The organism is Thalassospira sp., from assembly GCF_030690045.1.
Taxonomy (GTDB): domain Bacteria; phylum Pseudomonadota; class Alphaproteobacteria; order Rhodospirillales; family Thalassospiraceae; genus Thalassospira.
This window is the reverse complement of sequence record NZ_JAUYHK010000011.1, coordinates 471,456-490,591: the sequence shown is the minus strand read 5'-3', so window position 1 is coordinate 490,591 and position 19,136 is coordinate 471,456. Positions and strand designations below refer to the sequence as shown.

General features: G+C 56.0%; 17 protein-coding genes. 2 read left to right on the top strand and 15 right to left on the bottom strand.

Going from position 1 to position 19,136, the window contains the following annotated elements:
• Window positions 1–89: 89 nt before the first annotated feature.
• Window positions 90–1,709, bottom strand: coding sequence for a S41 family peptidase (locus Q8O73_RS08240; RefSeq protein WP_305557383.1), 1,620 nt, complete (start codon window positions 1,707–1,709; stop codon window positions 90–92).
• A gap of 41 nt (window positions 1,710–1,750) precedes the next feature.
• A complete protein-coding gene (locus Q8O73_RS08235) occupies window positions 1,751–2,128 on the bottom strand; it encodes a DUF983 domain-containing protein (protein WP_305557380.1) in 378 nt (125 codons plus the stop codon).
• Between the two features lie 162 nt (window positions 2,129–2,290).
• Between Q8O73_RS08235 and Q8O73_RS08230 the strand changes: the two genes are divergently transcribed.
• On the top strand, window positions 2,291–3,073 hold the full coding sequence (locus Q8O73_RS08230; protein ID WP_305557378.1) for an Hpt domain-containing protein: 783 nt from the start codon (window positions 2,291–2,293) through the stop codon (window positions 3,071–3,073).
• Between the two features lie 54 nt (window positions 3,074–3,127).
• Here Q8O73_RS08230 and rnr read toward each other — a convergent pair whose 3' ends face one another.
• The 13 genes from rnr to Q8O73_RS08165 all read right to left on the bottom strand — a co-directional run bounded on the left by rnr (window position 3,128) and on the right by Q8O73_RS08165 (window position 17,910).
• Window positions 3,128–5,578 carry a ribonuclease R gene (gene rnr / locus Q8O73_RS08225; RefSeq protein WP_305557376.1) on the bottom strand — a complete coding sequence of 817 codons (2,451 nt, stop codon included), beginning with the start codon at window positions 5,576–5,578 and terminating at the stop codon, window positions 3,128–3,130.
• A 68-nt stretch (window positions 5,579–5,646) separates the two neighbouring features.
• Window positions 5,647–8,310 (bottom strand): type I DNA topoisomerase, encoded by a 2,664-nt coding sequence (topA, locus tag Q8O73_RS08220; RefSeq protein ID WP_305557373.1) that lies wholly within the window; start codon window positions 8,308–8,310, stop codon window positions 5,647–5,649.
• A 104-nt stretch (window positions 8,311–8,414) separates the two neighbouring features.
• Window positions 8,415–9,644 (bottom strand): DNA-processing protein DprA, encoded by a 1,230-nt coding sequence (gene dprA, locus Q8O73_RS08215; RefSeq protein WP_305557370.1) that lies wholly within the window; start codon window positions 9,642–9,644, stop codon window positions 8,415–8,417.
• A 102-nt stretch (window positions 9,645–9,746) separates the two neighbouring features.
• Window positions 9,747–10,190 carry a hypothetical protein gene (locus tag Q8O73_RS08210; RefSeq protein ID WP_305557367.1) on the bottom strand — a complete coding sequence of 148 codons (444 nt, stop codon included), beginning with the start codon at window positions 10,188–10,190 and terminating at the stop codon, window positions 9,747–9,749.
• A gap of 47 nt (window positions 10,191–10,237) precedes the next feature.
• A complete protein-coding gene (locus Q8O73_RS08205) occupies window positions 10,238–11,308 on the bottom strand; it encodes a hypothetical protein (protein WP_305557364.1) in 1,071 nt (356 codons plus the stop codon).
• A 21-nt stretch (window positions 11,309–11,329) separates the two neighbouring features.
• Window positions 11,330–11,821, bottom strand: coding sequence for a hypothetical protein (locus Q8O73_RS08200; RefSeq protein ID WP_305557361.1), 492 nt, complete (start codon window positions 11,819–11,821; stop codon window positions 11,330–11,332).
• A 63-nt stretch (window positions 11,822–11,884) separates the two neighbouring features.
• Window positions 11,885–12,538 (bottom strand): glycerol-3-phosphate 1-O-acyltransferase PlsY, encoded by a 654-nt coding sequence (gene plsY, locus Q8O73_RS08195; RefSeq protein ID WP_305557358.1) that lies wholly within the window; start codon window positions 12,536–12,538, stop codon window positions 11,885–11,887.
• Window positions 12,539–12,543: 5 nt separating this feature from the next.
• Window positions 12,544–13,878, bottom strand: a complete 1,335-nt coding sequence (locus Q8O73_RS08190) for a dihydroorotase family protein (RefSeq protein ID WP_305557355.1) — start codon at window positions 13,876–13,878, stop codon at window positions 12,544–12,546.
• On the bottom strand, window positions 13,875–14,837 hold the full coding sequence (locus Q8O73_RS08185) for an aspartate carbamoyltransferase catalytic subunit (RefSeq protein ID WP_305557925.1): 963 nt from the start codon (window positions 14,835–14,837) through the stop codon (window positions 13,875–13,877). The genes Q8O73_RS08190 and Q8O73_RS08185 overlap by 4 nt, the downstream gene beginning before the upstream one ends.
• A 121-nt stretch (window positions 14,838–14,958) precedes the next feature.
• Window positions 14,959–15,882, bottom strand: coding sequence for an AEC family transporter (locus Q8O73_RS08180; RefSeq protein WP_305557352.1), 924 nt, complete (start codon window positions 15,880–15,882; stop codon window positions 14,959–14,961).
• Window positions 15,883–16,211: 329 nt separating this feature from the next.
• Window positions 16,212–16,526 (bottom strand): antibiotic biosynthesis monooxygenase, encoded by a 315-nt coding sequence (locus tag Q8O73_RS08175; RefSeq protein WP_305557350.1) that lies wholly within the window; start codon window positions 16,524–16,526, stop codon window positions 16,212–16,214.
• Window positions 16,527–16,554: 28 nt separating this feature from the next.
• A complete protein-coding gene (locus tag Q8O73_RS08170) occupies window positions 16,555–17,544 on the bottom strand; it encodes a zinc-dependent alcohol dehydrogenase family protein (protein WP_305557347.1) in 990 nt (329 codons plus the stop codon).
• A 63-nt stretch (window positions 17,545–17,607) separates the two neighbouring features.
• Window positions 17,608–17,910 (bottom strand): helix-turn-helix transcriptional regulator, encoded by a 303-nt coding sequence (locus Q8O73_RS08165; RefSeq protein WP_305557345.1) that lies wholly within the window; start codon window positions 17,908–17,910, stop codon window positions 17,608–17,610.
• 381 nt (window positions 17,911–18,291) lie between these two features.
• Between Q8O73_RS08165 and Q8O73_RS08160 the strand changes: the two genes are divergently transcribed.
• The gene (locus tag Q8O73_RS08160; protein WP_305557342.1) at window positions 18,292–19,125 is read left to right on the top strand and encodes a VOC family protein; all 834 of its coding nucleotides are present in this window, start codon (window positions 18,292–18,294) and stop codon (window positions 19,123–19,125) included.
• Window positions 19,126–19,136: the final 11 nt, after the last annotated feature.

Here is a 19,136-nt window from a genome sequence, read left to right as displayed (position 1 = left end):
ATCCTGTATTTCAGGTGTGTCTCAGGCCGCAGAACATAACGGTTATCGCCTGACTGTCAAGCCATCTTTGCCGCTTTTTTCCGTCTTTTTCAGTGAAACAGGTTGGTATCGGCAATTTCAGTATCGGATTTGACCGATAACATATTGTAGTTGCTGATATTTTCGATCAGCTTCACAGCGACATCAACATCAAGCTCTCCGGCGGTTTTGCCGGGCGGGCAGGTGTCGCGCAAGGTGCGGCGGGTTTGTTCGTCACTGTAATTGGTATGCCGCCAGGCCACCATCAGGGCATCGAGTTTCTTTTTTCCGGCGACGGCATTTTGCATCAGGATATCGATATCATCGGCGGGAATATCGACCGTGCAAATTGCCGGATGCAATCCGATTCGGTCAAATGTGTATCCGGACGGGGCGCTTAGCCGCGACCAGGTGAAGGTCAGGGTGCCGGAATTGATCAGGTCATTGATCGCCTGCACCGACCCTTTGCCAAAACTGGTGGAACCAACCAGAACGGCCCGCCCGCGATCCTGCAAGGCGGCGGCGACCAATTCTGCCGACGAGGCGGTATTGCCATCAATCAGCACCACCAGCGGCGCACCGTTTATCAGGTCGGCCTCGTTGGCCTCGAATACATGGCGGGCGGCAGAAATACGGGCATGGGTATTGCCAATCGGCCCCCCTGCCAGAAACAGGTCGGCAACATCAACCCCCTGTTGCAGCAATCCGCCCCGATTGCCGCGCAAATCCATCACAACACCGGCAAGATGGCCGTTATTGTTCTTGCGGGTGGTGTCGATGGCGGCGGCAAGTGAGCGGGCGGTATCGTTGTTAAATCCGGTGATGCGGGCCACCACGACATTGCGGCGCAGGGCGGTGAAAACGGTGGGAGCGATCACCCGTTCGCGCACGACCTGAATTGTTTTGATGCGGTTGCTGCCTGCCGGGTTGATTTCAAGTTCGGCAATACTGTCGGCCTTGCCCTGCAACAGATCAGAGGCAAACAGGCTGCTTTGATTGTAAAGATCGATGCCATCAATCGAAATGATCTGATCGCCGATCTGCAATCCCGCCTTGATTGCCGGACCATTGTCATGCACCAGCTTGACCAGTGGATAGCCATTGCCCCCGACCAGACGCACCCCGATGCCGATATAGCCTTCGCGCCTGTTCCGGGCATTGCGCGCCTGTTCGGGGCCTTCATACCGGCTGTAACGGTCAAGGCCGGTCATCGCGCCATCGATCAGCCGCGCCTGAATGGTGGCGTCAGGCGACAGGCGCAGCATCGGTGAATGCAGGCGGAATTGCGCCAGTCCGCGCAAAACGACATCGGCCCACATGCCTGAGGACGAGTCTTCTTTTTGCATGTCGGGCAGGGGCAGAATATCCAGATCGCGCCCGTCATAACGCAGGGCGACATGTTCCGGCGTCATTTCAACGCCGATTTTAGGGTCAATGCCGGTCAATCCGTCCAGCGCATTAACCACAATCTGTTCGGGGGTCAGCGGGTCAATATAGCGGGTATCGAGCAATTCGATGGTCTGGGTCAGGACGTCGCGTGTTTCAAGATCAATATCGCCAACCGGCGGGGCGATATCGCCCGTCGCACATCCTGCCAGCAACAACCCGGTCACACAAAGCCCGGCCATCCGGTTCGGCAGGGAACCGGCAAAGGTCGAGACAAAAGAGGGGGCCGCGTGGTGTTCTGCCACCATATATGTCCGGAGTTGTTCCTGCGAAACAGTCAGTCAGATTATCCCTTGATGCGCATGGCCCATTGGGTGCCCAGAACGCCGCCCTTGATAAAGGGCAACAGGCCCAGACACAGGCCAATGGTGACCGGAATCCAGATGCCAAGTTGCAACATCATCGACGGGCTGCCGCTTTGTTCCATTGCCAGTACGCCGGGAATCACAATGTGACCGACCAGAAAAATCGTGAAATAGGGGGGCGCATCATCGCACCGGTATTCTCCGATCGGATGGTCGCAACATTCGCAAGCCGTGCGCAGTTTCAAATAGCCACTAAAGGCAAATCCGTGGCCGCAATTGGGGCATTTCCGGCGTAATCCGCGGCCCAGTCCCGTCAGAATTCGGGAAGATCCGCTGGTTTCGCCCTGTTCGATATGCATTATCTGTTATGTTCCTGTATCTCGGTCCTGAAGGATCGCTGTATAAGCATAATTGCGCCCATCATCGGAGCCTTCCGGTCTTGCGGCAAGGATTTTCGATCAAGGCCCGTTATTCGGGATGAAGACAGATAGGGTCCGCACCCTAAAAACAGGAGATGCCCGGTGAGTAACGTGGACGATATCGTAGCGCGTCTCAAACAGGATTTCATGGAAGATACGATTGATCGTATCGACCGGATTGAAACCACCATCGACCGGGTGGCCGGGGGTATGGACAGCGCATCTGCCGGTGTCGCTGAATTGCGCCGGGAAGCCCATACAATCAAGGGTTTGGCCGGGTCTTTCGGGTTTCCTCTGGTCGGGGCGATTGCCCATCGATTTGAAGATTACATTGCCGATCTGACGGCGATTGACGATCAGGAAGCTGCATCGCTGGTTGATTTCACCAGCTGGGTGCGCGAGGTCATCGAAAGCGGCACCAACCCGCCCGCCGAAGAAGAAACCCGTATCCTGCGATCCCTGCCATCACGCAGTGCAAAAACCGCAAATGATTCGCACAAGGATGCGGCGACTCCCAAGAACCTTGAAATTCTGATCGTCACCGCAACGACGGTTCAGGCCCATTTTTTGCAGCGCGAAATGCGCGAGAAGGGCTATCGCACGATTACGGCACGCACCGCCGTCGAAGCCTTTCAGACTGTTGTGCAGTCCCGCCCGGATGCCATTATTTCGGCGGCCGTGCTGGACGGGCTGAGCGGGATTGAACTGATCCGTGCCTTGGCCGCGATGAAAACCACCGGCGAAAAGCCGTTGGCATTGCTGACCAGTTTCGAGCCGGGCCATCCCGATCTGGTGGGTCTGCCGGGGAATGTCACGATTATCAGTAACCGGGGCAAGAAAACCGGTGAACATCTGGCAGGGTTTCTGGCCTCTATTGCCGGATGAACCGTCAATCCTTTGCAAGACAACCCCGCCAGATTTTTGTGGCGGGGTTGTGTTTTATTCTTCGGTATTGTTGCGATTGACACTGCGCCGGTTGGCCATCCGGATGCGACGCTGTTTTTTCGGAAGCGTCTTTTTTTTGCTATCCGGCCCGGTTTCCTGCTTTTTGCCGTCAGAATCGGCCACAACCAGCCCCGATTTTTTGGCCGCAGCCCGGAAACCCGGTTTGGCCCCATGGGCGCGATCCCGGTTGCCGGGATTGCGTTTTCCAGGGCCACCGCGCGGATTGCGCCCCGGATTACCCCGGCCACGATTGCTGCGCGGTTGTTCAATCAAATCGCGGGCCGTCATTTCGGCATGCCCGGCCAGCCGCAGGGCCAGTGAGCCGGTGGCGGCGTCAGCATCGGCAATGCGCACGATCACATCATCGCCCAGACGGAATGTTTTGCCGCGATTTTGCCCGACCAGACAATGATTGGCCGGATCATGGACGTAATAATCATCGGGCAGGGTGCTGATCGGGACCAGACCATCGGCCCCGGTTTCACTGAGCGCGACAAACAGACCGAAATGGGTGACACCGGAAATCCGTCCGGGGAATTCCGCCCCCACCTTGTCGGCCATATAGGCCGCAACATAACGGTCCACCGCATCGCGTTCGGCCATGGCGGCCCGGCGTTCGGTACCGGAAATATCCTCGCCGATCTGTTCAAACCGTTCGCCTTCTTCATGCGTCAGGCCGCCTGCCCCCAATCGCAATCCGGCGATCAGGGCGCGATGCACCAGCAAATCGGCATAACGGCGGATGGGCGAGGTGAAATGCGCGTATTTCATCAAAGCCAGACCGAAATGGCCGATATTGTCGGGGCTGTACATCGCCTGTGACTGGCTGCGCAATACTACGGTATTGATCAGTTCGGATTCCGGCGTGTCTTTGGCAAGTTGCAGAATGCGGTTGAAATCGCGCGGTTTCAAATCCTTGCCGGGGGCAAGGCTGTATCCGGCCCCGTCGAGAAATTCCCGCAGGGCTTCGAGTTTTTCCTCGCTGGGCGCATCGTGAATACGATACATGCAGGGCTGTTTGAGGCGTTCGAGTTCTTCGGCCGCGCAGACATTGGCGGCAATCATGAATTCCTCGATCAGCTTGTGGCTGTCAAATCGGGCGCGGGGGGCGATGGCAATAATCTGGCCCTGATCATTCAGCTCGATCTTGCGTTCGGGCATATCAAGTTCCAGAACGCCCCGGCGTTCGCGGGCCTGCAAAAAGGCATGAAATGCGCCATAAAGCGGTTTGATCACGGTTTCAAGCAATGGGCCGGTGGTATCGTCGGGTTCGCCGTCCATGGCGCGTTGCACCTGATCATAGGTCAGGCGGGCCGCCGAATTCATCATGCCGCGACAAAATTTGTGACGCAATTTCTTGCCATGCGCGGTCAGCCACATTTCCACGGCCATGCAGCCGCGATCTTCGCGCGGGACCAGCGAACACCAGCCGTTTGACAATTCAAACGGCAACATCGGCACAACGCGATCCGGGAAATAACAACTGTTGCCGCGTTTGACCGCCTCGCGGTCCAGCGCATCATTGGGCCGCACATACCACGACACATCGGCAATCGCGACCATAACGTGCCAGCCTCCGGCATTGGCCGGGTCGGGGTCCGGTTCGGCCCAGACGGCATCGTCAAAATCGCGGGCATCGGCGCCGTCAATCGTCACCAGCGGGATGTCGCGCAGATCGGTGCGCTGTTCCATCGGGGTGGCTTTGGATTCACGGGCCTGAAGTTCGACTTCGGGCGGGAATTCAAAGGGAATGCCCCGCGCATGGATCGAGACCAGACTGATTGATTTCGGTTCGTTGATATTGCCCAGAACATCCACAACCCGGCCCTTGCGCAGGCCGAAATGCTTGCCCGGCAGCAATTCCGCCGTCACCAGCGACCCGGCAATCATATCGGGATGGTCATCCAGCTGAACGACGATTTCGCCGGAATCCTTGCGGTCGGTCGGAATAACCCGGCCTTCGCGGTCACCGGGTTGAAAAATGCCAAGGACGCGCTGTGGCCCGGACCCCAGAACCCGCATGATGCTGGCTTCGTAGGTGTCCTTGCCGGTATAGCGCAGCTTGGCAAGAATTTTGTCGCCAATGCCGGGCGCACTGGGGCCGCCACGGTGAATGGTTTTGACAAAAATGACGGGTGGTGGAACGTCTTCTTTCCAGACATTGGGGCGGGCCAGTACCTCGCCATCCACATCAATGCCGGTAATTTCCAGAACCTCGACCGGGGGCAGGCGACCGGTTTTGTTAAACCGTTTGCGCCCCTTGACGACATCGCCGCCGACTTTCAGGTCTTTCAGAAGTTTCTTGAGTTCAATCTTGGCCGCACCCCGGATGTTGAAAGCGCGTGCAATTTCGCGCTTGCCCACCGGAACCGGGCTTTTATCGATGAATTCCAGAATTTCCTCTTTGGTCGGGAAATGTGATGTGTCTTCTGTATCGTTCGCCAACTGTGCGGCGTCCTTTCGTATGAATTATCGGCAAGACCAAAACGGCCCTGCGCGCCACAAGGCGGCAATTATTGTGCCGCCGCCTTTTTGGCGGGTGTTTTTTTCTTTGCAGCCGGTTTTTTCGCCGCTGCTTTCTTGGCCGGTGCCTTTTTTGCGGTCGTCTTTTTGACCGCCGGTTTTTCGGCACCGTCTTTTTTGGCAGCGGTTTTTGCCGTTTTGCCGGATTTTGCGGCTTTTTCCTTGAGGACCGCAATCGCCATTTCCAGCGTCACATCTTCCTTGGCGGTGCCGGTCGGCAGATTGGCATTCAGTTTTTTGTGGCGGACATACGGACCCCAACGGCCTTCGGCCAGAAAGATCGGTTCCTTGTCATCGGGATGTTTGCCAATTTCCTTGCCGGATTTTTCGCGTTTGTCGGCAATCAGCGTGATCGCCCGGTTTTCACCGACGGTCAGCACATCGTCTTCGGATTTTAACGAGGCAAAGGTGCTGCCGGCCTGAACATAGGGGCCAAACCGCCCAATATTGGCGACGATTTTCTCGCCGCTGTCGGGATAAACACCGACATCGCGTGGCAGGGTCAGCAATTCCTCGGCCTTGGTCAGATCCACCACGGATGGGTCCATGCCCTGGGGCAGGGATGTGCGTTTGGGTTTGACCTTTTTCGGTTTGCCGTTTTTGCCTTCGACGCTTTCTTCTTCGCCCAGTTGCACATAAACGCCATACGGCCCCTTGCGCAGGGTGATTTCCTTGCCGGTTGCCTTATCGACACCCAAAACCTTGGGCCCGCCATCCAGTTCGGCCCCGCCGCCATTGTCATTGGCGACCAGCGGGCGGGTATAATTGCAATCCGGATAGTTGGAACATCCCAGAAACGCACCAAATTTTCCCAGTTTCAGGCTGAGAGTCCCGTCGCTGCATTTCGGGCATTTATGCGGGTCGGTGCCGTCTTCGCGGGCCGGGAACAGGTAATTTTCCAGCATGCCCTGCAAGGCATCGAGAACATGGGTGATCTGAAGGTTTTTGGCCTCGTCCACATTGCCTTTGAAGGCCGCCCAGAAATCGACCAGAACATCGCGCCATGCCCGATCACCGTTCGAGACATCATCAAGCTGGTTTTCAAGATCGGCGGTGAAATTGTACTGAACATAACGTTCAAAGAATTTCGACAAAAATGCCGTGACCAGACGCCCGCGATCCTGTGCGACAAAACGCCGTTTATCGAGCGTCACATAATCGCGGTCCTGCAATACCGAAATGATCGAGGCATAGGTGGACGGGCGGCCAATGCCCAGTTCTTCCATCTTTTTCACCAGGCTGGCCTCGGTATAGCGGGGCGGCGGCTGGGTGAAATGCTGATCAATGCCGACTTTTTGCAGGTCGGGTTTCTGGCCTTCGCTCAGAGGGGGCAGGCGACGGTCATTTTCGTCGTCATCGGCGTCGTCGCGGCCTTCCTGATACAGTTTCAGGAAACCGTCAAACCGCACGACCGAGCCATTGGCACGCAATACCACATGATTGTCATTCGATGCCAGATCGACGGCAACCTGATCAAACAGGGCATCTTCCATCTGGCAGGCGATGGTGCGTTTCCAGATCAGGGTATAAAGCGCCATCTGGTCTTTATCGAGGTGACGTTCAACCTGATCGGGGCGACGGAACACATCGGTCGGGCGGATCGCCTCGTGGGCTTCCTGTGCGTTTTTCGATTTATTGGCAAAGCTGCGCGCCGCAGGCGGCAGATATTGCTTGCCGAAATCCTTTTCGATCAGGCGACGTGCGGCGGCCAGTGCTTCGCCCGACAGGATCACCGCATCGGTACGCATATAGGTGATCAGGCCCTGCGTTTCGCCGCCAATATCAACACCTTCATACAGGCGCTGGGCGATTTGCATGGTGCGTTTGGCACCAAAACCCAGTTTGCGCGAGGCTTCCTGTTGCAGGGTGGATGTCGTAAAGGGCGGCTGCGGACGGCGTTTAACGTCCTTGCGTTCGACCTTTGACACCGCATAGCTGCGCTTTTCAACTTTTTCACGGGCGATTTCGGCATCGCCCTTGTTGCCAATCGCCAGCTTGTCGAGCTTTTGCCCGGCCAGATGGGTCAGCCGGGCGGAAAATTTGCCTTCGGGAACCTGAAAATCGGCCTCAAGCGACCAGTATTCCTGTGGCCGGAAGGCTTCGATTTCAATTTCGCGTTCGCAAATCAGGCGCAATGCCACCGATTGCACACGCCCCGCCGACCGCGAACCGGGCAATTTGCGCCACAAAACCGGCGACAGGTTAAAACCGACCAGATAATCCAGCGCCCGGCGCGCCAGATAGGCATCGACCAGTTCCTGATTAAGGGCGCGGGGGCTGGCAATGGCATCCAGAACGGCCTTTTTGGTGATTTCGTGAAACACCACCCGGTGAATTTCACGGCCTTTCAGAAGTTTTTTCTGATTGAGGACTTCGAGAATATGCCACGAAATCGCTTCACCTTCGCGATCCGGGTCAGTCGCGAGATAAATCGTGTCAGAGTCGCGGGCCGCCGATGCAATTTCGCGGATTTGCTTTTCCGAACGGGCATCGGTTTCCCAGATCATGGCAAAACCATTATCGGGATCAACAGAACCGTCTTTGGAAGGAAGATCGCGGATATGGCCAAACGAGGCCAGCACCTTGAAATCATCACCGAGATATTTGTTGATCGTCTTGGCTTTGGCCGGGGATTCGACGATGACAAGATTCATTACGTTTTTCGTGTCCGGTTTTGCGCCTGAGGCGTAAAGGGTATGGTGTGTTACCTGCATTCTGCAAGCAACAATATTTGTCATGCCATCATTTGGCACAACGCTTAATCGGCGATACGCGATACCCTATTTCCGGGGTGACGTTCAACCCTTCCTGCAAGTTCGAGTTCAATCAGCAATGTCGAAACCATCGCCGCAGGCTGTTTTGACACCCGGATCAGGGTATCGACCGGCAGCGGTGCCAGCGATAAAAATTCCATCAATTGCGATGCGACATCAAGGGGCGGCGCATCATCGTCATTTTCGGGTAACCCCCTGTTTTGGCGGGTTTGCGTGTCCGCAATGCTGTTCTCGGCATCAAGGGATTGCAGGATATCCTCTATGTCGCCGACATGCTTGTGCGCCCCATCGGGAACGCCATTGCGATCAAAAAACAGTTTTTGATCCTGAAAATGCGATGCAGTGTGCAGGCCGCGCAACTGGTTGATGACCACATCGGCGGAGTCGCACAGGGTTGCACCATCGCGGATCAGGCTGTTGGGGCCGCTGGCACGCGGGTCGGCGGGGGATCCGGGTACGGCAAAAACCTCGCGCCCCTGATCGGCGGCCATGCGGGCGGTGATCAATGATCCTGAATTGCGCCCGGCCTCAATCACGATGACGCCCAGCGCCAGCCCCGAAATGATGCGATTGCGGCGCGGAAAATGCCGCGCCTGTGGCGACAGGCCGGGGGGCATTTCTGAAATCACACAGCCGGTTTCGCATAATTGCGCATGCAATTTGGCATTTTCGCGCGGATAAACCACATCAACACCCCCGGCCAGAACGGCAATGGTGCCGCCATCTGTGCCCCCACAGGCAAGGGCCCCGTCATGGGCGGCACCATCAATGCCACGCGCCATGCCCGATGTGACGACATATCCGGCCTGGCACAGATCAGTCGCCAGTTTTCGGGCAAACTGGCAGCCATGGGTCGAGGCATTGCGCGCCCCGACAATGCCAACCGCAGGCTTTGATAACAATTCCATCCGGCCCATCACATAAAAGAAGGGCGGCGCATCGGCAATCGCGGCCAGCGCGTCTGGATATTCCGCATCGCCCCAGATCACCGGCTTGGCCCCGATGGCAAGGGCGGTTTCGATTTCGGCAACGGCGGCATCGCGACTGGCAAGGGTGATGGCGCGTTTTCCACCGGTTTTGGCAATCAGGGCGGGCAGGGCCTCGATCGCCTGATGGGCCGTGCCAAACCGTTCCAGTACCTTGCGAAAGGTGACGGGCCCGACATTGCTGCTGCGCGCCAGACGCACCCGTGCAAGGCGTTCTGATTGCGACAATTTTTCTGGTTGTGATCTTGTAAAAAACATAGCGCGCGGATTGTGATCATCCGGGAACGGATTCGTCAAGATGTTCGAGAGCGCAATGATGCGGTTTCTGAATTACGCCGCTTTAGTAACAGGGTATTCGCCCAAGATACTACCTTTGAAGATAATTGGAGTGAGATTTTCCTCAATGACCATTGCAGGAACCCAGCACAAGGCGTTTTGAGGTCTCAGCATTGCTGTTGTGACGATAGTGGAGTGCTCGCTGACCTTCAATGGTTCCCAATTGCCCCAGATATTCAATCCGGACGGTGTGTCCGGCACAGAACATGTTGGTATCCACCATGAGCCATCGGCAGATTCAGCAACGGAAACCTCATAAAAAATCATGGGAATCTGACCGTATTGGGCAGGAGGATTGGGTTGCAACTTGCCGGTTTTGTCGGTGAAGTAAAGGGCGATATCAGGTGAAAGGCTAAACATCACTTCGCTTGAAGCAAGGATGCCCCTTGTGGTTTTCATAATCACGTTGAGAACGTCATCGTTACTGTTAACTGACATCGATTTTTCTGATCCCTTTTATGACCTTGGTGCAAGGTGATCCGTACCTAATGCGTGCTTTTTTGTTCGTCGACGAGCTTTTGTGAAACACCTGTGTAAATTCCGTTGCCGTTCAGATATTCGAGCTCGTTTTTGGGGGAATTATCCTTTACGTATCCTTGGCCAATGGCCTGACGAATAAGATCAGTCAGTTTGCCCGGTGGCCAACTATCGGGCGAATAGTTGGCAAATGCGTCCAGAATTGCGACATCGATTCCGATGACAATATCTGGTGACAATTGCGCAATGTCGATGGTCCGGGAGCCAAATGTGATGCGTTGGGGATCTGGTTGCAGGTAATCGATCATTTCGATCAGAGGTTCGTAATATGTTACAAAGGTTGCATCCTGATATGCCGGGTCTGGGGTCCAGCTTTTCGGTGATGGCGGGTCACTGATCACCATTCGCCATCTGTTTGTGTTGCGGCCTTGTGCCATACAGCCAACGCAAGCGTCGGGAAATCCGCCAAAAACGGTGAGCACTGATGTGCATTGCTGGATAGCTGTTCTCAATACAGGTCCCGAAGCGGCCCCGGTCTGGGGGCCTAAGGCTGTCCAGTTGCCACCACTGCCTTTTGCCTCCCATATCTGATAGGGGCCGACACCACCAATTTGGGAAATGTAATCGGGGCGTGCAGCAGCGCCAAAAACGACAGCACCGGGATTCATAATTTCAAAGCGCGAGAGATGGATCATGTTTGCCGGGAATCCTCCGGCCACATGGTCGGCAATGAAACAGGTCATTGTCGTTCCCATTGCTTCGGCAAGTGCCGCTTTGTCAGAGGGATCGGCATGATATTGAACCGGTGTTTTGACTAAATAACCACCGATCATTCTGGAGGCTGTTCGCATTGCGTTCTGGCGCCAGTTGGCCTCCCGAACATTAAGCCAGACGGGACCGGGCAAAATGGCACTGATCAATGTTGCGTTGACCAGTTGGGGCCATGTTGCCCCAATCGGGGAGACGATTGGGGCCAGTATGCCTTGCAGACCCGCACCACCACCGCAGAGATTTGCTCCAGCTCCGACGGGAAACCCTATATTGGCCAGTGTTCTGTATAGATATTCAATATTCGGCATATCAAATCCTTCGGGGCATTCCTAATCCCAGGAAATGGATGTTCCGGGATTGTATTGATCCGGTTCATTCGTTTCGCCACTGGCCTTGAAGAGCATGATCTGGTTCTGAAGATCAGTCAGGGTCTTGTTATAGGATATGGCTTTTCCAGGTTCGATGGTGCGTTTGGTGTTCAACTGCCCCATCTTTGAAATTACCAGATTGGAGTTGATGATGGCCGAGATCAGGGCCAGCAATTCATCGCTTTTTGCCTCAGCTATCGCTGTGCCGCGCGACTGTAAGGTCAACACCTCCTGTTTGTAGGTGGTGAATGCCGCGACAGCTTGTGTTGCCGTGATGGGTTTCTGATTTACCGCGAAGGTGATTGAGGTGAAATCCCGACGCTGTTGAAGCTCAGTGATCACGGTGTCAAGTAACTGGAGTATTTCGTTCATCATGAAATTTTGACGCAATGAACGACTATTTGTGAATTTCGGCTCGTTGATCCGGAAGATTTTTTGGATGCAGGGGGCCATAAAAGAGTAACGCCCGGATTGTATCCGGGCGCTGATTCGTCAAGTGTTTCAAAGGCAAGGCTGCTAGATGCCGGGTGTTTCGGCGTCGGCATCCTCTTTTTTCTTCTGGCCGATTTTCGGTTCTTCGCCGCGCAGAAGGCGGCGGATATTGGCGTGGTGGGCCAGCCAGACAATGATCGCCAGAAACACCGCCAGCCATCCCGGTCCGGGGGCATCGAGGATAAACAGGGCGACCAGCGGGGCGACAAGAAGGGCGACCAGTGCCGCCAGGGACGAAATCCGGAAAATCAGCGCCATCACCAGCCATGCCAGCGCGGCCGACAGCCCCATGATCCAGTTGACCGCAATCAGGGTGCCCAGCGTTGTCGCCACACCCTTGCCGCCCTTAAACCGCAGCCACAGCGGAAACATATGGCCGACCACCGCCGCCGCCCCGGCAAAAATACCGGCTTCAACCCCGACATAATGGGTAAAGAGCAGGGCCGCCGCCGCCCCCTTGCCGGAATCGCAAATCAGGGTCAGCAATGCCAGATCCTTGCGCCCGGAGCGCAGAACATTGGTCGCCCCGATATTGCCGGAACCGATTTTGCGAATATCGCCCAGACCGGCGAGACGGGTCAGAACCAGCCCAAAGGGAATGGACCCCAAAAGATAGCCACAGACAGTGGCGATTTGTAACGACATCAACATGGCTTTGTAGGCCGGATCGAGTTCCATCTGGATTATTGTCCTTCAAACCACGGGGCATGCACGAAAACATCGCGCCCATCAATGATGGTACGCACAACCTTTCCCTGGGTCAGGCGACCGTCAAAGGGCGAATTTTTGGATTTTGACACAAAGGCATAAGGATCAATCTTGCCCGCCCGGTCCGGATCAAACATCATCAGATCGGCGGCCTTGCCGATGGCAAGCGTCCCGGCGCCGAGTTTCATCAAACGGGCAGGGTGCATCGTCAGCCGCCCGATGACATCGAGCAACGGCATAAAGCCGTTATGATACAGTTCGAGCGAGATCGGCAGCAGGGTTTCAAGCCCGACAGCCCCCGCCGCCGCCTGTGCAAAGGGCAGACGTTTGGAATCGGCATCCTGCGGATTATGGTCCGATGCGATGGCGTCAATCGTGCCATCGGCCAGCCCCATGACAATCGCCTGCCGGTCTTCTTCGGCCCGCAAGGGCGGCGACAGTTTGGCAAAGGTCCGGTAATCCGACACTGCATTTTCATTCAGGGCAAAATAGAACGGCGCGGTATCGCAGGTGATTTTCAGGCCGCGTTTTTTGGCGCGGCGGATGACTTCGACCGACTCGCCCGTTGAAATATGGGCGAAATGCAGCCGCCCGCCGGTCATTTCGGCCAGACGGATATCGCGTTCGATCTGAATGACTTCGGCCAGCGGCGAAACACCCGAAAGACCCAGCCGGGTCGATAATTCGCCGCTATTCATCGAGGCACCGCGCGAGAGTTCCGGTTCTTCGGGATGTTGCACGATCATGCCGTCAAAAAACGTGGCATAGGACAGGGCCTGTCGCAGAAGGCGGCTGTTGGCGATGGTCTGGTCGCCATCGCAGAAGGCGACGGCCCCGGCCTGATGGAGCAAGCCCATTTCGGTGATTTCGTGGCCTTCCATGCCCTTGGACACCGCACCATAGACAAATACCTTGGCCAGGCCGACCTTGCGTGCCCGGCGGGCGACAAATTCGACCCCGGCCACGTCATCGACCACCGGATCGGTATTGGGCAGGGCAACCATGGTGGTCACACCGCCGGTGGCGGCAGAATGCCCGGCGGTTTCGATGGTTTCCTGATGTTCAAACCCCGGTTCGCGCAATTGCACGCGCATATCGACCAGCCCGGGGGCCAGACAGGCCCCCTTGCCATCAATCACCGTGCAACCCGATGGCAGGTTTGCGGCGGTAATTTGCGGGCCGATACCGGCAATTTTGCCATCTTCAACCAACAGGCCGCCTTGGCAGTCGGTCTGGCTGGCTGGGTCAAGCAAGCGGACATTGACAAAAGCCGTTTTGCCGCTGGCCTTGGCGCGGATGGCGGGCATCATGAGTCTCCTCGTGGCGCGGCCCGTTGGTTCTGCACCAGAATTTCAAGGGCCGCCATGCGGACGGCAACCCCCATTTCGACCTGTTCGCGAATGACGGATCGTTCGACATCGTCGGCGACCTCGCTGTCGATTTCGACTCCGCGATTCATCGGGCCGGGATGCATGATCAGGGCATCGGGTTTTGCATTGGCCAGTTTGGCGCGGTCCAGACCGTGGAAATGGAAATATTCGCGCACGGAGGGAATAAAACTACCTTCCATGCGTTCAAGCTGAAGGCGCAACATCATGACAATGTCGCAATCTTTCAGGCCTTCTTCCATGTCGTGGAAAATTTCAACGCCCATGCGTTCGATTTTCGATGGCAACAGGGTGGGCGGGGCAATCAGGCGGACCCGCGACCCCATGGTGTTGAGCAACAAAATGTTGGACCGCGCCACCCGCGAATGGGCGATGTCGCCGCAAATTGCCACGGTCAGGCGGTGCAGGCGGCCCTTGTGACGGCGGATCGTCAGGGCATCGAGCAGGGCCTGTGTCGGATGTTCATGGCGGCCATCCCCGGCATTCAGAACCGCGCAATTGACCTTTTCGCTGAGCAGTTTGACAGCACCGCTATCGCCATGACGCACGACAAGGGCGTCGGGATTCATGGCGTTTAACGTCATTGCGGTATCAATCAGGGTTTCGCCCTTTTTGACCGAACTGGTGCCCACCGTCATATTGATGACATCCGCACCCAGCCGTTTTGCGGCCAGTTCAAAGGATGTCAGGGTGCGGGTGGAATTTTCATAAAACAGATTGACCACCGTACTGCCGGCCAGAATATTGCTGGTTTTGTCGGCGGTGCGGTTTTTTTCTGCGTAATGCTGGGCACGATCCAGAATAAGGGTGATTTCCCCGGGGGTCAGACCCTCGATGCCCAGCAGGTGAGGATGCGGATAATGATCCGCCGTTGGTCCCATGACACTCATGGCGTTACGCTTGTTCCTTGACAGGATGGGAATTTCGGGCGGAGCATAAACGATATGCCCCGCCGACGGAAAGGTAAAATATCGCCTGTTTTCCTGTCCGCCCGGTCAGTTTTCAGGCGACTTGCAGCAAGATTGCCAAAAGCGGCAGGGTGACCATGGCGGCAAGGGTATGGATGGTGATGATGCTGGCCATCATTTGCGCATCCCCGCCCATCAGCCGCGCCAGAACATAGGCACTGGCCGAGGCCGGAAGGGCGGCATAAAACGCCAGTGCCGCCATATCGACAGGTGGAATATCGAGAACAACGGCAATACCAATGGCAATGGCCGGGCTGATCACCAGTTTGCCAATCGTCGAGACCGTGACCGTGCCCCCGGCGCGACGGGCCGCCATCAGGTCAAGCCCGGCCCCGACCGCCAGCAACCCGATGGGCAGGGCCGAACGGCCCAGAATTTCCAGAAACGGCCCGATCACCGGCGGCAGGCCGACCCCGACCAGATTGGCAATAATGCCCAACACACAGGCCATCAGCAACGGATTGCGCAACACATCACGGATTGCCGAAAACAGCCCCGGTTTACGGTCGCTTTCGCCCCAGCGGGCACAGGCCAGAATCGACAGGACATTGACCGTCGGCACCACAAGGGCGACGCATAATGCCGTGACGGTCAGGCCGCGTTCCCCCAAAAGGGCGGCGGCCACGGCCAGCCCGATATAGGTGTTGGGCCGGATGGCCCCCTGAAAAAAGGAACTGAAGGCCGGATCGCTGATCCGCAAGGCGGGTTTGATCAGCAGGGCCAGCAGTGCCGAAACCGCAACCGCGCCTAACATGCCGATTGTGATGCCGCCGACCGGTAGGCTGCCCAAATCGGCACTGGCGGTATTGGCAAATAACAGGGCGGGGAAGGTGACATAATAGGTGAGTTTTTCCGCCCCCGGCCAAAAGGAATCGGGTAAAAATTGACGTTGTCGCAGGATAAATCCCAGCACAATCAACGCAAAGGTCGGGATCAGGGCGGACAGGATGGCGACCATCGGAATCCTCGCGAAATGATCTGTCCTGCATATGGCAAGCCGTGACGGGATGCAAGCACAGGAGAGAAAAATCAACGGGACAAACCCGCCCGGACCGAAACCCGCAAAGCGTGATGCTTTGCGGGTTTTTGCGTTTGGCACCAAATGAAAGAGGCGATGATGCAGCGATACACAGACAGACAGGATGGTGGGCGCACCCGCAGGATACTGACCGGCGGATGGAGAAGCCATTACGGGGGCATTGCGCAGTCGGTGTAACCCGGCCACAGGTCAAGACGGGAGAGGTGCGTCTTGTTGCCCGGCTTCCGTTACGTGCTCTTTGTAAGCTTTTAAAGAGGATATTCGCCTGTAGCAAAAGCTGCGCCTTCGATATGATAGACGCGCGGTTCTTCCGAGAAATATTGCTCCAAGCCCCTCATGAATGTCTGATGGTCTTCACTCGTTTCAAAGCCCGGTGTGTGGTCTTCGAGTGAGCGCCATCGCACGATCAGGTGGAATAGTTCGGGTGTTTCGATCCCTTGCGCCAGAAGGTGACCTTGGTAACCCTCTGCGCGGCTAAGCAACGGAACGACTTTGGCGAATGCTTGTCTGAACGTTTCAGTATGCTCCTTGTGAACGGGCAGCTGAGCGATCTCATAAATCATGGTTGCACCTTTAAAGTGAGTTCAGCGGTTAAAAGTCCGCACTTGCGAGATGAGCCGATGGGTCAACTGCAATCGCGATTTTTCCACGTACCCCGTTGTTCCGGGTTTCAAGCCGCGCATGGGCGAGCGAAATGTCTTCAAGCGAATAGACAGCACCAACGTGTGGTCGTAGCTGACCACGCTCAACCAATGTGCTCAGTTCATCAAGCTTGCCGCGGTTTTGACGTGTGAAAACGAAGTGAAAACTTGCGTTCTTTCCCCATGCTTCGATGAGGTTCTGGGGCTGTGCAATGTCCACGATCGAGACAACGCGGCCAAGTTGTGCGAGCACGTCCGGGCTGCGCGACAATGTGTCGCCCCCAAGGGTGTCAAACACGACGTCGACGCCTTTGCCACCGGTTTCGCGCAGAATGGCGCTGATATAGTCTTCTTTCGTGTAGTCGATGACCACATCCGCGCCAACACTGCGTGCGAATTCGAAATTATCTTCGCGTACGGTCGTAAATACCTTGGCACCTATGGCTTTCGCGATCTGGATCGCTACATGACCGACGCCGCCAGCACCGCCATGGATCAGGATGCTTTCTCCCACTCGTAAAGCCACACGCCCGATCAGGGCTTCCCACGCCGTCCCGCCAACCAGGCTCAGGCTTGCGGCCTCAAGATGGCTTAGCGCGCCGGGTTTCCTGCCGATAATGTTTTCGGAAGCGACGTGGTATTCGGCATAGCTTCCGTCCCCGTCAAATATTTGCGGGGTATACCAGACTTCGTCACCCGGAACGAAGCTGGTCACACCGGGGCCGACGCTTTCGATGACGCCGGAAACGTCATGCCCGGTAATGGCCGGCAAGGGTACCAAGTCGCGATAGTCACCGCGCCGGACCTGATAATCCAGCGGATTGATGGAGGTTGCATGGACCCGGACAAGGACTTGTCCGGCCTGTGGTGCGGGCGTGGGAAGGTCACGAAGTTCGAACGATTCCGGGCCGCCAAAGGAGTTCAGTATCTGGGCTTTCATTTTGGTTCCTCATTTCGGTAAAAAGGGATATCGAGATTTCTCGATATATTGTGGTAAAAAAAACTACAGTTCTTTGCCTATTCTCTCGGCAAGAGCACTGATGGTTGCTTCATTTCGCTTGTAGTAGGTCCACTGCCCGATGCGCCTGACTTCAACCAGACCCACCCGTTGCAGTGTTGCAAGATAATCGGACACTGTCGATTGCGACAGACCGACGCCTTCCTGAATGCTGCTGACGCAAACTCCAACCGTATCCACGTCGCCTTCATCCTGCGGAGGGAAATTTTTCGCAGGCTCTTTCAAGCCTTTGAGGATTTCAAGGCGTGTACGGTTTGAGAGGGCTTTGAATATTTCGAGCATTTCCATAACGCGAATATATCGAGATTTACCGATATGTCAATTTAAAATTTTCTGCAATTGACCCGAGCGCTCAAAACCCGTTCAGAAATACACAGAGTCTTTCAACAGCAAACCCGGTGAAAGCCTACCGCCCCTTTGCCGTTACACCCGCACCCTTCTATCTGAACGGATAGGATTTTTTCCAAAGGTCTGTAAGACTATTTTACAGGATGAAATAATTCATCGGTTCAATCATGTGTGGTAATTACCCCGCGTCACGATTGAATATCTTCCGGGAAAAGGGACAGGATGATATATCCTGAGGTCTGTCCGGTCCGGGGTATGCGTGATCACATAAATAACGAGGGCAGGTTTTGAAATCTGTCGGAAATCCGGGGGCGCGGGATTATGACAAGGGCGATTGACCATCTGGTATTGTGTGTGCGTGATCTTGATCAGGCGTGTGCCGCCTATCAAAAGTTGGGATTCACAATCACGCCGCGTGCGGTGCATCCGTTTGGCACCGGCAATGCCCTGATCCAGCTTGACGGGCTTTATATTGAACTGCTGGCCGTGCTGGACCCCGATAAAATCGGCATGGGGTCGATGGATGCGCCATTTTCCTTTGCGGTTTATAACCGGGATTACTTGCGCCATCGCGAAGGCATGTCGATGTTGGCCCTGCAATCGGCGAATGCCGCCGATGACCGGGAACAATTCATGGCGGGCGGGGCGGCGACACCCGATGTTTTTGAATTTGATCGCAAGGCATCCCTGCCGGATGGCCGCGAGGTTGACCTTGGCTTTGCCCTGGCGTTTGCCAATCATCCGTTATTGCGCCACGCCATCACTTTTTCCTGCCAGCACAAACACCCGGCGGAATATTTTTATCATCCGAAATATCAGACCCATGCCAACGGGGTATCGTCCCTTGGCAAAATCTATCTGACCCATTGGGCGGCCGAGGCGGTCGAGGATTTTTTTGTCGATATCAAAACCGGCCATCTGGTCGATGTGTTGCATGCCGATGAACTGATCGAGCGGTTTGGGCTGGATGATCCGGAATTGCCCGATGACGGTTTTGCCGGGTTTCAGGTGCTGGTGCCCGATCTGGCCGGGATTGCCGATGCGGCGCGGTCGCTTGGCGCGGTGCCGTGCGGGGATGATCTGATTATTCCGCCGTCCAGCCTGTTTGGGGTGATGATGGTGATTTCCCCAAATAAGGTTGGGGAACAGGCATAAAAAACGCCGGG